General features: G+C 49.1%; 12 protein-coding genes and 1 pseudogene. 4 read left to right on the forward strand and 9 right to left on the reverse strand.

The genetic code is table 11. From position 1 onward, the window contains the following. Positions 1 to 12: 12 nt before the first annotated feature. The 4 genes from FC83_RS10075 to menB all read right to left on the reverse strand — a co-directional run bounded on the left by FC83_RS10075 (position 13) and on the right by menB (position 4,667). Entirely contained in the window at positions 13 to 585 is a 573-nt protein-coding gene (locus FC83_RS10075; RefSeq protein ID WP_235184296.1) for an amino acid biosynthesis protein, read from the reverse strand. Between the two features lie 419 nt (positions 586 to 1,004). Then, a complete protein-coding gene (locus FC83_RS10080) occupies positions 1,005 to 2,054 on the reverse strand; it encodes a Fic family protein (protein WP_057002728.1) in 1,050 nt (349 codons plus the stop codon). Positions 2,055 to 2,350: 296 nt separating this feature from the next. Beyond that, complete coding sequence (gene menE, locus FC83_RS10085; RefSeq protein ID WP_057002729.1) at positions 2,351 to 3,823, reverse strand: o-succinylbenzoate--CoA ligase; 1,473 nt, start codon at positions 3,821 to 3,823, stop codon at positions 2,351 to 2,353. 16 nt (positions 3,824 to 3,839) lie between these two features. Continuing rightward, the gene (menB, locus tag FC83_RS10090) at positions 3,840 to 4,667 is read right to left on the reverse strand and encodes a 1,4-dihydroxy-2-naphthoyl-CoA synthase (protein WP_057002730.1); all 828 of its coding nucleotides are present in this window, start codon (positions 4,665 to 4,667) and stop codon (positions 3,840 to 3,842) included. Between the two features lie 43 nt (positions 4,668 to 4,710). Between menB and FC83_RS10095 the strand changes: the two genes are divergently transcribed. Beyond that, the gene (locus FC83_RS10095; protein WP_035453404.1) at positions 4,711 to 5,085 is read left to right on the forward strand and encodes a PaaI family thioesterase; all 375 of its coding nucleotides are present in this window, start codon (positions 4,711 to 4,713) and stop codon (positions 5,083 to 5,085) included. 101 nt (positions 5,086 to 5,186) lie between these two features. Here FC83_RS10095 and FC83_RS10100 read toward each other — a convergent pair. From FC83_RS10100 to FC83_RS10110, 3 genes and pseudogenes are all read right to left on the reverse strand, one after another. Next, a pseudogene (locus FC83_RS10100) lies at positions 5,187 to 6,408 on the reverse strand (ATP-binding protein). 294 nt (positions 6,409 to 6,702) lie between these two features. Then, entirely contained in the window at positions 6,703 to 7,950 is a 1,248-nt protein-coding gene (locus FC83_RS10105; RefSeq protein ID WP_035453406.1) for a pyridoxal-phosphate-dependent aminotransferase family protein, read from the reverse strand. 29 nt (positions 7,951 to 7,979) lie between these two features. Next, a complete protein-coding gene (locus tag FC83_RS10110) occupies positions 7,980 to 9,191 on the reverse strand; it encodes a Zn-dependent hydrolase (protein ID WP_035453408.1) in 1,212 nt (403 codons plus the stop codon). A 124-nt stretch (positions 9,192 to 9,315) separates the two neighbouring features. Here FC83_RS10110 and FC83_RS10115 point away from each other — a divergent pair, with 124 nt between their 5' ends. The 3 genes from FC83_RS10115 to FC83_RS10125 all read left to right on the forward strand — a co-directional run bounded on the left by FC83_RS10115 (position 9,316) and on the right by FC83_RS10125 (position 13,845). After that, entirely contained in the window at positions 9,316 to 10,896 is a 1,581-nt protein-coding gene (locus tag FC83_RS10115) for a PucR family transcriptional regulator (protein ID WP_035453411.1), read from the forward strand. Positions 10,897 to 11,081: 185 nt separating this feature from the next. Then, positions 11,082 to 12,506 (forward strand): allantoinase AllB, encoded by a 1,425-nt coding sequence (gene allB / locus FC83_RS10120; RefSeq protein ID WP_057002731.1) that lies wholly within the window; start codon positions 11,082 to 11,084, stop codon positions 12,504 to 12,506. Then, positions 12,466 to 13,845: an NCS1 family transporter gene (locus FC83_RS10125; RefSeq protein WP_057002732.1), complete on the forward strand. Its 1,380-nt coding sequence runs from the start codon at positions 12,466 to 12,468 to the stop codon at positions 13,843 to 13,845. The genes allB and FC83_RS10125 overlap by 41 nt, the downstream gene beginning before the upstream one ends. 68 nt (positions 13,846 to 13,913) lie before the next feature. Here FC83_RS10125 and FC83_RS10130 read toward each other — a convergent pair whose 3' ends face one another. Both FC83_RS10130 and FC83_RS10135 read right to left on the reverse strand, forming a co-directional pair. Then, on the reverse strand, positions 13,914 to 14,276 hold the full coding sequence (locus FC83_RS10130) for a hypothetical protein (protein ID WP_035453413.1): 363 nt from the start codon (positions 14,274 to 14,276) through the stop codon (positions 13,914 to 13,916). Between the two features lie 176 nt (positions 14,277 to 14,452). Further along, positions 14,453 to 14,740 carry an inorganic diphosphatase gene (locus tag FC83_RS10135; protein ID WP_152537749.1) on the reverse strand — a complete coding sequence of 96 codons (288 nt, stop codon included), beginning with the start codon at positions 14,738 to 14,740 and terminating at the stop codon, positions 14,453 to 14,455. Positions 14,741 to 14,965 lie beyond the last annotated feature (225 nt).

The raw sequence follows: 14,965 nt of genomic DNA on the forward strand, positions 1-14,965 counted from the left end.
TTTGACGACTGTCTAGTGGATGGCATAAAGACACCAAACCATCTTGGGCCGCCAAGTTTTCAAGATAGTTTCATTGGCTTGTAGGTCCAAATTCTTAGAATTAGTCAATACATAGCGGGCCTGTTCTTTTAAATAGTGCTGATAGGCTTGGTACTTACTCACCGCCGTGCGCACCACCACGCCCGGCAGGACCTGGGCCAGTAATTTGGCCGTGGCCGCATGGGTGTAGCCCACCTGATTATCAGCCGCTGGGTTTTCCACCAAAATCAAATCATCCAGTTGGGTGGTATAAGAGGTCACCAATTCTAAATGGTCCAAGAGACAATAATGGATGTCCCCCCAGGATTCTTGAAGTTGCCGGGACTGAAAAGCCGTGGGCATTAACAAATAATCCCCGTCATAGTCACTGAGCTGCTTCAAAATGGCTTCGTAACTGCCATGGAGTTGAATGGTGGCTTGGCTGTCATAGTGGCGCCGATAATAATCGGCGGCAGCGCTGCTATCGGTGGTATCTGGGCCCAGGGTATGGATTTTAGGATGGTTCATATGGGGTTTAGCTTGGGTTGAAGAAGTGGATGGCATCATGATAAATTCGCCCTTTCTCTGGATTGCGTTTTGGAGAAACAAAAAAGCCAACTAGAAAGCCTTCTAGTTGGCGAAAATACTGGTTCGCAACTAGACTGCTGGTGTCTAGTTGGCAAAGTTAAGAATCTTGGCTTTGCGGCTTAGACACGGACTGACCGGAAGTCGTCCGCATCTAAGATCAATACGGACGCTATCTAAAGCTGCTAAAACCAAAGTTTGTTTGAATGTTTGTCCGTAATTGTCGCATATCTAAGATTCCTTTCCGTAATTTAATATTCTCTAATTAAAACATAATTTTTCAACGTCGTCAAGGTAAGGGCTAAATTTCGAAAATTTGTCGACAAGCTTTTTTAATGTCCCATCGATTCTATTTGCGACGTCATTTATGGTGAAATGACGTCGCAAATAGAAAAATAACATCAAAACTTCAAGGCATACTTAGTGGCTCTTCCCTGCCCCAGCTTCTCAATTTTGCCTTGGGTCATCAAGGTACGCAGGCCGCGCTCAATTGTCGTCTGACTGTAATTTGGAATCAAGGCCATCAGATCCCGTTTAGACAGGGGCCGTAACTCAGCTTGTAGGGCATTTTCAATCAAGGTAGGGGCTGTTGTTTTCCTGGTTTCAGTTGGATTAACCCGTTGACTTAACTGCCGATAAGCCTGTAGTACCACACTTAAGAAATAATTTAAAAAAGGTTGATAATCATTGGTTTGCTCAGCCCAGCCCACTGAACTAGCCTTTAAAGTTTCGTAGTAATTCGCCTTCGTCCGTTCAACTAAGGCCTCTAGACTAATATAGCGGCCAATATCATAACCCGATTGATATAAAACCAATAACATCAACAGTCGGGACATCCGGCCATTGCCATCCCGAAATGGGTGAATTGAGACAAAATCAAAAACAAACGCCCCACAAATGAGTAACAGTGGCAAGTCTTCAGCCTGATGTGCTGCTTGATAGGCTTGGCAAAGTTCGGTGATCAACGGGGGTGTCATCACAGCTGAGGCCGGGGTAAACCGAACTTCAGCCGTGCCGTCAGAAAATTGCGTGATGATTTGGTTATCACTATCTTTAAAATGGCCCCCCCACCGGCTGGCTGTGAAGCTAAACAGCCGCTTATGCAAAGCCAATATTGAGTTACTGGTGATCGGTATATAAGCATGGTTTTGATGAATCAAATCCAGCACATCCCGATAACCAGAAATTTCTTCTTCACTCCGATTATGTGGGGTCGTCTTTTTGGCAACCAATTGGCGCAGGCGGGTATCGCTGGTAAAAACCCCCTCGATCCGGTTTGACGCATCTGTACTTTGAATTTTAGCAACCTCAATCAATCGCGCCAAAACTGGGGGCGTCAATTGTTGCACCTGGTGCAATTGTCCCCGTAATTCGCCGATAGTTTCAATTTTCCTGGCCATCTCCGGTGTGATGGTTAAATCATGCAATGTTTTGTAATCAAAGGGTTTCATAGTCATCACATCCTTTTCTACGTCATTTTATCAAAAATGACGTCGTAAATCCATTAACGACCCCGCAAAAAAAGAGCGCACCTGACAAATGCGCTCTCGGGGTTTGGGACGGCTGCACCCGTCCAATTGTGATGCTGTTACAATGTGGGGAATAGGGGAGAAGATGCATCGATCATGCATATCGGAAGGACCGCAATTATTGATGAACATCTCCATGCCATGAGTATGCCATAAAATCCTCATAAAATACTGTCAAGATTTCACAAAGATAACTTACTTTTTGAAAGTAAATTACCCTACGAGATAACCGGTAGGCTGGCCAAGTCTAACCGCTTTAAGGCCGCTAGATCCAGCTTGCCATTGCCGGTTTTGGGCAGGTCAGCCACTTGGTAAAAGCGCTTGGGCACTTTATAGTGGGCTAATCTGGCCTGGCCAAACTGGCGCAAAGCCGCCGCGGCTAACTGGACGGCTGCCTCCGGTTTGATCAAGGCCACGGGCACTGCCCCCCACTTGGCATCAATTTGGCCAATAACCGCCACTTGGGCGACCCCAGGAAAGGCGCTGTACACCGCCGTGATCTCGTTGGGAAAAATATTTTCGCCCCCGGAGATAAACATGGTGTCTAAGCGCCCCTTGATATATAAAAAGCCAGCCTCATCTAAATAACCCACATCCCCGGTCTTAAACCAGCCTGCCGCCGTGAATTTAGCTTGGTAGGCCGCCGGTTGATGTAAATAGCCCGGGGCTAACGTGGGACTCTTGAGCAAAATTTCCCCAGGGGTCTGGGGATGGGCACTATCAATGGCCAAGTCCACGGGAAATAGGGCCTTGCCTGCCGAGCAAATGTGGTTGGGGGCATCGGCAAAACTTAATGCCACCACATTGGAAGCTGTCTCCGTCATGCCGTAGGATTGCACCACGGGAATCCCCCGCTGGACACAGCGTTCTAACGTCTGGGGATCAATGGGACCCCCACCCAAAAATAGACATTTAAAGTGGGGATTGTAGTGAGCGCCTGCTGGGAGGTGCGCCAACAATTGTTGCAGCATATAGGGCACCACTGACACAATGGTTCCCTGTTGGTCCACCAAGATCTGGTTGATGTGTACTGGGTCAAATTTCGGCTCCAGATAGACCCCTAAGCCATAAATCAAACTACGCAGGAGTATCGACAAGCCGCTGATGTGAAACAACGGTACGGCACAAACCCAAGCATCGTCACTGGTGAGTTTGAAATTCAAACCCGTGCCAATGGCCGAATAAAAGTGATTGCCAAAGGTCTGTAAAACCCCCTTAGGCGTCCCCGTGGAACCGGAGGTATACATCACATCGGCCACCTGGTGGTTATTAAATTCGGCCACCGGGGTAAAGGATGCCCTAGGTCCCTGGGCCAATTGCGGGTAACTCAAGATTGGTCCTGGCAAGTGTGCCAAGGTTCCTGGCCAATCCGGCAAACTATCATCCACCAATAAAACAGCGGGCTGAGCGTCTTTAAGCTGGGTGGTTAATTCTGCCGGGGCCAAGCGAAAATTGAACAGGGCAATGGGCCGCCCCAATTGCCAACAGGCTAAAATCAGCGTGTAAGTGGCCAGGGTATTGGCCCCTAAAATACCCACGGGTGCCTTGGGGGGCAGGGACAAGCCCTGTAATTTCTCGCTCCAAGTATCCGCTTGGGCTTTTAAGTCCGCAAAACTATACTGGGCGCCTTGATAATAAAGGGCGGTTTTGCCACCGGAAAGTAACACCCGTTTTTGCAGCCAGTTTTGCATCTACGCTGCCTTCTTTCTAAGGGAATTTCGGAAACTTGTCAAAGTCAGGATCCCGCTTTTCATTAAAGGCATCCCGGCCTTCTTTGCCCTCATCGGTGGTGTAAAAGAGCATGGTGGCATCCCCGCCCAATTGTTGCAAGCCAGCTAACCCATCGGTATCGGCGTTCATCGCCGCTTTGATCAAACGCAAAGCGGTGGGTGAGCGCTTGAGGATGGTGCGACACCAGTCAATGGTCACTTTTTCCACATCGGCTAGCGGCACGACTTTGTTGATCCAGTTCATGTTATAAGCTTCTTCAGCGGTGTAAAATTCGTTTAAGAACCAGACTTCCTTGGCCCGCTTGTGGCCGATGACCCGGGCTAAATAACCCGAACCATAGCCCGCGTCAAAACTGCCGACTTTCGGCCCAGTTTGGCCAAACTTGGCGTTGTCAGCGGCGATGGTCAAATCACAAATCAATTGTAAAATATTGCCGCCCCCCACAGACCAGCCTTTGACCATGGCAATGACTGGCTTGGGAATCACGCGAATCAAGCGTTGTAAGTCTAAAACATTCAAGCGGGCGATATGGTCCGGACCCACGTAACCGCCGTTACCCCGGACAGTTTGGTCGCCCCCCGAAGAAAAGGCCCGATCCCCATAACCCGTTAGAATAATCACGCCAATGGACGCATCGTCGCGACAAATATTGAAAGCCTCAATCATTTCCTGTACAGTAACCGGTGTAAAGGCATTGAGATGTTCCGGGCGGTTCATGGTAATCTTAGCGATTTTATCCATGCGCTCAAAAATAATCTCCGAATAATCCTTGACCTTGGTCCAATGAAACGTTTCTTCAGCCATATATGTAACCTCTTTTTCTAAATTTAATATAGGAGTTGGTCCAATGAACATTCTAGAGAACTTTGGCATTAAAATCCAGCACCTCGACCCCCAAAAAACCGAAATCACCATGGCCGTCACCGATCGCACCAAACAACCCTATGGCCTGCTCCACGGCGGCATGAACAGCGTCTTAGCCGAAACCGCCGCCAGCCTAGCCGCCAACGCCTACCTTCCCGAGGAAAAAGTCGCAGTAGGTGTCAATATCGAGACCCATCACCTCAAAGCGGTCACCGGGGGGGAATTAAGCGCCCAAGCCACCCCGCTGCATTTGGGCCAGCGCCTCATGGTCTATCAAGTGGCCATTCATTTAGTGGGTAACCCTGAGCTGACCAGTATGAGTACCGTGACTTTGACCGCCCAGCCAGCGCCAAAATAAAGGCAGTAAAAAAGCCGCAACATTATACCGGCAAAATGTTGCGGTTTTGATTTTACTGTCAATTTAGAAAATGGTAACTTGTCCTATTGCCCCAGCATGGCTTAGTGTCCTTGGGCTGGTCCCTGTTCATCTTGCAATAACCAGTCAACAATATTGATTACCGGAATACCGGCAATATCATGCACATCATAGTAACGTTGTGTAATCAGGATTTTTTGATAATTATCCGGGATATGCAATAAGTTATCTGTTTCATGAGTGTTATGGGGTATTTCATAGGTGACTTGTACATAAAGAACCTCATCAATCCGGCGGGCGACAAAATCTATTTCAGTCGTATCTAATTTACCGATTGCCACGGTATAACCGCGCCGTAATAATTCTAGATAAACAATATTTTCAAGTTGGCCCCCATAATTGCCTGGCCGGCGTCCGATGGCATTACGACGCAACCCTGAATCCACGATGTAGTATTTACCCGCCGTTTTCAGGTATTCCCGGCCACGAATATCATATTGTCGGCCCTGATAAAATAAAAATGCATCTTTAAGTAAGGTTAAATAGCGGGTGATTGTATGGGCATTCGTTGGGACACCGGTACTTTTTAGAGTATTTACAATTTTTACCGGCTGAACCAATTGGCCCACATTATCTGCTAGAAAGCCCACCAAAGACTGAAGTGTTGTGACATCGCGAATGTCGGCGCGCATTGAAACGTCATTTAAAACAATCGTATCAAAAATACCAGATAAAATAGTATCTTTGATCGGTTCAGCCGCCAAAACTACCGCGGGAAAACCGCCATACTTTTCATATTCTTCAAAGGCCGTATCAACTTGGCGCCCATCAGTTGCAATACCCTTAGCTTCCAGAAACTCTCGAAAGGAAAATGGATAAATTGGAATCTCCACTCTCCACATAACGGCCACTTAATAGTGTTGCCAGTTCCCCAGATAGCATCTTAGCATTAGAGCCAGTCACCACGATATCACAGTCATAACTCACCCGAACACCATTGACGACCCGCTGCCAACCGTCAACCATTTGAATTTCATCTAATAAAATATATAAATGTGCGTCGTGATGGAGGCGCTCTTGCAACAACTGAAATAACTGATCCTCTGTTTTGACGCTTAGTAAATTAAATGCTTCAAAATTTAAATAAATAATATCATCTGCTGGGACACCCTGTGTTTTCAAATAGTCCCGATATAATTCTAATAAAATTGACTTGCCAGACCGACGTACACCGGTAATCACTTTAACCATATCGTTATTCATTAATTGTACTAACTGTTTTAAATAAAACGGTCGTTGAATCATAATCTGCTCATCTCCAATAAAAGGAAGTATACTTCATTTTTAACACATTTATAGGATAAAAGGAAGTATACTTCCTTAAATAGCCTTATTTACCAAAATAAGGAACTATGCTTCCTAGATGTCTGCTTTTCGTAAATTTAAGAGGTACACTTTTCCTTTACTCAGCACAGTATCAAGGCCAGCGTTTAGATTCAGAACCTCAAAATAAAGGCAACCAAAAAAGGCAACATCGCTACTGCTGAGACTCAAAACTGAGTCATTGCAGCTAAGATGTTGCCTTTTTTAAAACACTATTTAAGCGTTGACTTGGCGTAGTTGTGGGGCTGACTTGGGGGCAAATGCGTCCAAAACGGCATCTAGGCCGGCCTTTAGGTCCACGGGGACGCCAGCTTGCAGTAAGGCTGCGCCAAACAGGGCGATGAACTTCAGGATAAAGGGCTTTTGGGCCACGTATCCCATGGTGCCAATACGCCAAATTTTACCCTGGAGACTGCCAAAGGAACTGGAGATTTCCACGCCGAATTGGGCTAATAATTGGCTGCGAAAAGCTTCCCCATCCAGGCCAGCAGGGATCTGGACACAGGTCACCATGGGCATTTCGTGGTCGCCGGCCCCATAAATAGTCAACCCTAAAGCACTGAGGGCCGTATTTAGGGCTTGGTGTACTTGCAAATGCCGGGCATAACGGGCGTCTAGGCCCTCATCAAGAGCCAATCGCAGGCCTTCATGCAAACCGTAAACCGCGGCGGTAGCCTCGGTATGGTGATTCAAGCGCCGGGGGGACCAGTAGTCTTGTAATTGGGTCAGATCTAAGTAATTGCTGGTGATCAAGGGTGCCGCGCTGAGGTGGTCCTGGCTGGTACGCACCCCTTGTTCCACCCGTTTGCGCTGGTTGATTTCAGCAGCAAACCGGTCATTAAAGGTGATGGGGGTGATGCCGGCGGGGATCGCCAGGCATTTTTGGGCCCCGCCCACGGCCGCATCAATTTGCCACTGGTCCACTAAGACTGGGGTGCCCATATAAGAAGCCACGGCGTCCACCACCAAGAAGCCCCCGTATTGATGAACCGCGGCCCCAATTTTATCTAAGGGTTGCAGGCGGCCCGTGGAAGTCTCCCCATGGACCATACAGACGACTTTGGGGCGATATTGGTCAATAGCCGCGATAATGTCAGCTTGGGCCAGCACGGTCCCCCAGGGAGCACTGACGGTATGGACCACACCGCCGGCACGCTGGGCCAATTCGACAAATAAATCCCCAAAGCGGCCGATGCTGGGGACTAGAACACTGTCGCCAGGGCAGACGATACTGCTGACCACGGCTTCCAGGCCGGCGCGACTGGTGCCATCCACAGGGAAGGCCCAGCGGTTCTTGGTGGCGAAACTTTGGCGGATCAAAGCCATGGTGTCGTTCATAATGGCGGTGAAATCCGGGTCAAATTGGCCCAGGATCTGGTTGCTCATGGCTTGGGATACCCGGGGGTCCACTAAAACGGGGCCGGGGGTCATAATCAGGCGTTGGTTGATTTGTAAACTATCCATCTATTTTCGCTCCTTTAAGACATTTGAGTTTAATAACATTCGTGATATAACTGGGCCTTTAACATGGCCACCCCGGCCTCTAAGGCAGCGGGGGCTGTGTATTCGGCGGGGGCGTGGCTAATACCGCCGCGACTGGGCACGAATAACATGGCTGTGGGCACTTTTAAGTTCATGATTTGGGTATCATGGCCGGCGCCGGATGGCAAAGTCAGGTATTGGTAGCCTTGCTGGGTGAGCAGGCTTTCAAATTGGCGGACTAACCTCGGGTCCATCACCGCTGGGCGGGAATCCATCCAGCAATCTACGGTGCCGGAGACTGGGGCTGAGTCAGCCACCATTTGGCGCATTTTGGCTTCAAATTCATCCACCACCGTTTTTTGGGGATGGCGGATGTCCACGGAAAACACGGCTTGGCCGGGGATGACATTAGAGGACCCCGGGGTGACGCTGATTTCCCCCACGGTAAAGACGAAGGGTTCCCCAATTTTTTGGGCCAGGTCGTCTAATTGGACGATCAAACGGGCGGCAGCTTTTAGGGCATCCCGGCGCAAATGTTGGGGCGTGGTGCCGGCATGGTTGGCTTGGCCGGTCAAGGTGATGGTGAAACGCTTTTGCTCACAGATAGCTGACACCACCCCCAGGGGATAGCCGGCTTCTTCTAACACAGGGCCCTGTTCAATATGTAGCTCTAACCATTCCTTTGGTAAAGGTTGTTCGGCCAGGGGAAAATTCCCGGTCAATTGAGCCACGGCTTGGCGGCGGGCGGTATCAAAACTGATGCCCTGGGCGTCTTTTAAGTCTGGGGCCACATCCCCCACTTGGGCGTAATGCCTAGATCCAGAAAAGCTCACGGGAAAACGGCTGCCCTCTTCTTCACTAAAAGCCACGGCGGTCATGGTGTGCTTAGGCTGGCCAAATTCAGCCACCAGCTGGGTCATGGCTAACTTGGCTGCCACTACCCCGTAAGCCCCATCGTAGATGCCCCCCTGTTGGACGGTGTCGATATGGGACCCGGCGGCAATCACCGTCTGGTCCACCCCGGGATAAGTCATAAAGCCATTGCCCATGGCATCGATATGAACCTGCATCCCTTGGGCGGCGGCTGTTTTCAAGGTATAGGTCATGGCATCCACCCAGGCTTGGTCATACACCAAGCGGGTCACGCCCCCATTGGCCAGGCCGCCAAATTGGCCCAATTCTGTTAATAATTGGATCGCTGTTTGCTCAACAACTTGTGTCATAAAATACCAGCTCCTTTTGATAAGTTAAATATTAAAGGAAAATTAGAAAAAATCATTGTTCAGTTTGCACAAAAGCTGTAAAATAACTAGACAAAATAACAATCTGTCCAAAGAAGGTGCATCTATGGAAATGGCGCAAATGCTGCAAGCCCCAGAACTAGCCGCTATTCAAGTGATTGCCGGGGGTGCTGGTTTAACCCGGGAAGTCAGTGCCATCGGCATGATCGAAGCCCCGGATATTGAAGCTTACTTAATGCCCGGCCAACTATTGGTCACCACCGGCTACCACTACTATCAAGACCTGAAGCGCTTGAAAAATCTCATTGAAAAAATGGCCGCCACCGGCTGTGCTGGCCTGGGCATTAAAGCCAACCGCTACTTCACCCAAGTGCCCCCGGAAATCATCCAGCTGGCTGATGGTTTGGATTTTCCCCTCTTATTGACCCCGGCCCAGGAATTCCTCAGCCAAACCGTCAAAGCCTTGACCGAAGTAGTGATCCAATCCGACGCCTTTACCCTAAGCCGCGTCTTAGACCAAAATCAAACTTTGTCTCAACTGGCCTTAAATAACAGCAAATATGACACGGTTTTAGCCCAATGTGCCAGTTTTTTAGGCAGCGATGTGCTGTTATTGGACAGCCATTTTCGTATCCGTTACACCAACCCGGCTTTGAAAAATCAGCAACAGGCCATCACGGCAGCGTTACGGCTCCATAGTCAGGTGAACTACTTGACCTTGACGACCAGCACCACCATCCCTTGTTTGGGGCGCCAGCTCACCATTTACCCCTTGATGGTGATGTACGGGGAAAATAAGTCCTTCTTCGGGGTTTTTGACGCCGGCCAACCCAATGCCACCAAACAGCTGCAGCTGCAACAAATCCAAAGCACCTTGAGTTTGATGAACAGCCGCACCGACGTGATGCATGAAAGTGCCGCCCACCAGCAGGCCGAATTCTTCAGCCACATGTTAGGGGGCGGCTTGCCCCAAGATATGCTCCAAGAGCAACTGCAACACTATGATCTAGCTTTGAACCAAGTGGTGTTCACCAGTATTTGTGGGGTCAAGGCCGTGGACCCTGGGGCTTTGTTGTCCACCCGCCAAGTGGAACACCTAAGCCGCTTAGTGACCTGGTTCATCAGCGAATACGCCTTGAAGATCACTAGCTTTACCCACCAACAACAAGTGGTTTTGATCATCCAGGCTTCGGAAAACCCCCAGCATGTCTTAAAAACCTTGGCCCAGTTCCTCCAGACCAAAATCGACCCCCGCTTCCAATTAAAAATTGGCGTTAGCCATGCCAAATTAGCCCTGGCACAGCTGGGCAACCTATACGCCGAGGCCAAAGAAGCCTATACCTTAGCCGAACAAAGCGCCACCACCATCCAGCGCTTCCGGCCTAAGGAAGTCTCCGAACTGCTGCACTTGATCCCGGCCAATGAAGCCCAAACCTTTGTGGCCGAACTTCTGCAGCCTTTATTACAAATGAAAAACCAATCCGAAGCCCAGGACCTGCAACACACCTTGTGGCTTTACTTATACCATCACCAACAAATCAATAAAGTGGCCCAGGAACTTTACATTCACCGCAACACCGTGGTTTATCGGCTGAAAAAGTTACAACAGCTCTTAGCTATCGACTTGCAAGACCCGGAAGTGACCCAGCGGTTGTTCATTGCCCTGCTTTTATTGGATCAAAGGTAACAATAACTGTCAGCATAGCATAAATTATGTTAGTTTTTCTAACGTAATTTATGCTTTTTTACTAGTTTGGGACTTGTTTTTTGTGGATATTGCCTAATGTGTCTGGCCGGTAAACTTGTAGAATGAGAATCAGTTAAGAAAATTAAAAATAACACATGCCATTCACATAGAAAGGGCTGTTTTACATGACATACGATACAGTAATTACCCATGGTCAAATTGTAACGCCACAGACCTTGGTTCAAGGGGACCTAGCAATTAAAGCCGGTAAGATCGTCGCCATTGGCCAAGGTTTAAATACCGCCGGGGCTGAGGTGATCGATGCCCGGGGCCAATTGGTCTTACCAGGGATGGTGGACGCCCATGTACATATCAACGAACCCGGCCGCTCGGATTGGGAAGACTACCACACCGGCAGCCAAGCCCTAGCCGCCGGGGGCACCACCAGCATGGTGGTGATGCCCCTAAACGCCTTGCCAGCTCGCACCACTCAAGCTGAATTTGACCGGCACAAAGCCATTGCCACGGGGAAATCTTACATTGACTTCGCCCTTTATGGGGGCCTGGTCCCTGGCAACTTAAAAGAGATCCCTAAGATGGCCGCCAGTGGGGCGGCGGGCTTCAAGGCTTTCATGGCCACCACCGGGTCAACGCTACCCGGAGACTTTAAAAACGTGGATGATTACGACTTATACCGGGGGATGCAAGCCATCGCCAAAACCGGGTTACGCCTGTCCCTCCACGCCGAAAACGCCGTCTTAACGGACCGGCTAGCTGCCGAAAAAATCGCCCAGGGCAAGACGACTATTCAAGATTACTTAGACTCTAGACCACCGTTAGTGGAAGTCGAGGCCGTTCGCCGAGCTTTATACTTGGCTAAAATGACCGGCTGTAAACTCCACTTCGTTCATTTATCCACGGGTGAAGCCGTTAACGAGGTGCAATTAGCTCGGGCTGCTGGACAAGACGTGACTTGTGAAACCTGCGTCCATTACTTAGCGCTAACGGGCCAGGATTTTGAAAAAATCGGCCCCTTGGCCAAGTGCTCCCCTGCACTTAGAACCAAAGCGGTGCAGACCCAGTTATGGCAAAAAGTCCAAGCCGGCGCCGTTAATGCCGTGACATCGGACCACTCGCCAGCCCCCGCCAGCATGAAGGCAGACCCCAACCACAATATTTTCGACGTGTGGGGTGGCATCAGTGGCGCCCAGAACAACGTGGATCTGTTCTACGATGTGGCGGTGCGTTCCGGGAAATTAACCATTTTTCAATTCGTCCAATTGATCGCCGCGGGCCCTGCAGCTCTCTTTGGCTTAAAGGACAAGGGGGAGCTCGTTATCGGCAAAGATGCGGACATTGCCTTGTACGACCCTAATCAAAGTTACGTGTTATCTCCAGAAGATCTGTACTACAAAAATAAAATCAGTGCCTATGTGGGCTTTAAAATTGGCGGTCGCATCACCCAAACCCTGTTGCGGGGCCAAACCATCTATACCTTAGATGACGGGTTTATGACCCAACCCACCGGGACATTTTTAGTCAATCAAAACAGCCAAGGAGGCACAGCTTATGCAGACCACAGTAAACGCCAACAGGAAATTCTCAATTGATCAATCCCCTATCGCTGAAGATTTAAAACCCATCCCCGCAGACCAACGTAAAGTCGGCGTCATCGCCTACATGGCCATGTGGCTGGGGGATGGCTTTAACATTGGCAACATCACCCTGGGCTCTTCTTTAGTAGTGGCCGGGGTGGCCACCATGAACCTGTTGCAAACTCTGATGGCGGCGGCCATTGCCATCTTGATCATTGCGGTGATTTTCACCTTAAATGATCGCTTCGGCTATCATACCGGGGCCCCTTATGTGATGCAGCTGCGCCTATCCTTTGGTAAAAACGGCGCTAAAGCGGCCAGTTTACTCCGGGGCATCCCCGCCATCGTCTGGTTTGGCTTTCAAAGTTGGACCGGGGCTTTGGCCTTAAATCAAATCGCCAAGATCATGACTGGTGGTAGCTTTAATAACACCGCCATTTGTTTCTTGTTCCTCCAAGCCTTACAAATCCTGTTAGCATTAAAGGGCTTCAAATCCATTAAAATCGTGGCCACCATCATCTCCACCATTGTCATGGTGGCCCTGGTCAGTGTCTTCGTGATCCTAGTGACCAAACATTCAGCGGTCATCGGCACCAAATTGGTGAATGTCCATGGCACTTGGGGCTTAACTTTCTTTGGCTTCATCATGGCCTTCTTGGGTAATTACACCACCATTTTTGAATCAGCCGCGGATTATGCCCGGGAACTGCGGCCCAACTTAAGTGACAAACATCGGGGCTTGCTATACTTCTTACCCATCACTTTGGCCTATGGCATGACCTTGACCACCGGGGCCATGTTAGCCGCCGTCACTGGCATCTCCAGTCCTGTAGGGGCCATTGCCAAGTTGTTTAACAACAATGGTTTGACCCTGTTTGTCTCCTTGTTCATCGTCTTAGGGGTCATTACCACCAACATGGTGGCCAACATTATGCCCCCAACCTATGTTTTGACCTCATTGTTTAAAATCCCGCAAAAATTAGCCATGACCATCGTGGGCCTCTTAGCCATCGGCTCCTTCCCTTGGTTATTGGTGCAAGCTTCCAGCGCCACGGGTTTAGCCATTTTCATCCGGACCTACTCGATTTTCCTAGGGCCAATGACGGCGATCATCCTCACCGAGTTTTACTTAGAGCGGCACCAGAAAGTAAACTTGACTGCTCTCTATGATGAAGCCCGGCAAAAGAGCGTCCAATGGAACGCCCCCATTGCCCTGTTGATCGGGGCCTGCGCCGCCCTTTTGCAGGTGGACCTGTCTTGGATCATCGGCTTTGTGGTGGGTGGCATCGCCTACGTCATTTTGAATCGGGTCCATGTGGAGGAACGCATTGCCGCCGAAGAATCTTTGGAATAAAATTGCAAGTCTAAAAAACCAGGCTTCATCTCAAATTGCGGGATGAAGCCTGGTTTTGGTTGCGGTGATTATTTGGAATTTTGTTTTTGCTTACTTCGATATAGCCCCCATGAAGACCCAGTAACTGCTAGAATTGACACAACGATTTTAAATTTATCGGCTGCAAAAATCAACCCAACGAGCCACAAGATAATCATAATAGTCCACGCTACGATCGTGATCGTTGTCCGTTGCTTGGCCCGCTGATCGATCTGGCGAAACGGCCAAGCCAAAAGTGGTGCCAGTAACAACGACACTAAAAGCAAAGGGAACATTGTCCAGAACCGCATGGTGATAAAAGCAGGTATAACGATCACCAGCGCAATACTCAAATCAAGTGCCGCTAGCCAATAAATCTCATCACTTAAGAATTTATTGATTGTGTCCTTCATGGCCATCCCCGATTTCTATGCTTGTCGACGTGTCAACACATGGCGTCAGGCGGTTACACAATTGTTATCTTTCATCTTAATAATAATCCATTCATGCAACGTATGCAATGAACTCCTCCCCGGTTTTATTGCATACTTGCTTGGGATAAATCGTTATTTATTGATGGCTATCATTGCTACAACATCTCAATAGTCGATTGAAAATATTGTTCCAAATAATGGGTAGCTGCTTTAATTGCTGCGGCTGAAATTGTTTCTCCAACAGCTGTGGCCACCCATTTTGTCTCCACGTCGTCTTGGCGATAGATAATGGCCACCAATACGCCTTCAAAGACCTGAATTGGGCCTGTGACTTGCTTGGAAATGATGTAAACATCTTGTTTTTCCCCATCCCCACCGATGATGCCCGGCACATAGCCATAATTCAGGGGATAGACATTCCCGTAACTATCTTGATAGCCCATGGGCCGGTCGATGGTGACCTGTAATCTTAGTTTTTCCAAGACAACGCCTGCTTTCTAAAACGTATACAAATGTGATCAAGTGTGATCATATCCGGTCTATGGTACTGCTTCAGATTTAGACCGTTAAGCTACGTTTTTCGTCGATTTCGTAAACGCCGATATTCCCCCACCTGAACAAGTCAGTTGGGACAGTGACCGACTGGAGAATCATCAATGAACGGTTGC

Source organism: Agrilactobacillus composti DSM 18527 = JCM 14202 (assembly GCF_001436375.1).
Lineage (GTDB): Bacteria > Bacillota > Bacilli > Lactobacillales > Lactobacillaceae > Agrilactobacillus > Agrilactobacillus composti.

Bases quoted from the DNA above. Each gene is read 5' to 3' on its own strand.
- FC83_RS10075 (WP_235184296.1), bottom strand. From the start codon at position 585: ATGATGCCATCCACTTCTTCAACCCAAGCTAAACCCCATATGAACCAT.
- FC83_RS10080 (WP_057002728.1), bottom strand. From the start codon at position 2,054: ATGAAACCCTTTGATTACAAAACATTGCATGATTTAACCATCACACCG.
- menE (WP_057002729.1), bottom strand. From the start codon at position 3,823: ATGCAAAACTGGCTGCAAAAACGGGTGTTACTTTCCGGTGGCAAAACC.
- menB (WP_057002730.1), bottom strand. From the start codon at position 4,667: ATGGCTGAAGAAACGTTTCATTGGACCAAGGTCAAGGATTATTCGGAG.
- FC83_RS10095 (WP_035453404.1), top strand. From the start codon at position 4,711: ATGAACATTCTAGAGAACTTTGGCATTAAAATCCAGCACCTCGACCCC.
- FC83_RS10105 (WP_035453406.1), bottom strand. From the start codon at position 7,950: ATGGATAGTTTACAAATCAACCAACGCCTGATTATGACCCCCGGCCCC.
- FC83_RS10110 (WP_035453408.1), bottom strand. From the start codon at position 9,191: ATGACACAAGTTGTTGAGCAAACAGCGATCCAATTATTAACAGAATTG.
- FC83_RS10115 (WP_035453411.1), top strand. From the start codon at position 9,316: ATGGAAATGGCGCAAATGCTGCAAGCCCCAGAACTAGCCGCTATTCAA.
- allB (WP_057002731.1), top strand. From the start codon at position 11,082: ATGACATACGATACAGTAATTACCCATGGTCAAATTGTAACGCCACAG.
- FC83_RS10125 (WP_057002732.1), top strand. From the start codon at position 12,466: ATGCAGACCACAGTAAACGCCAACAGGAAATTCTCAATTGATCAATCC.
- FC83_RS10130 (WP_035453413.1), bottom strand. From the start codon at position 14,276: ATGAAGGACACAATCAATAAATTCTTAAGTGATGAGATTTATTGGCTA.
- FC83_RS10135 (WP_152537749.1), bottom strand. From the start codon at position 14,740: ATGGGCTATCAAGATAGTTACGGGAATGTCTATCCCCTGAATTATGGC.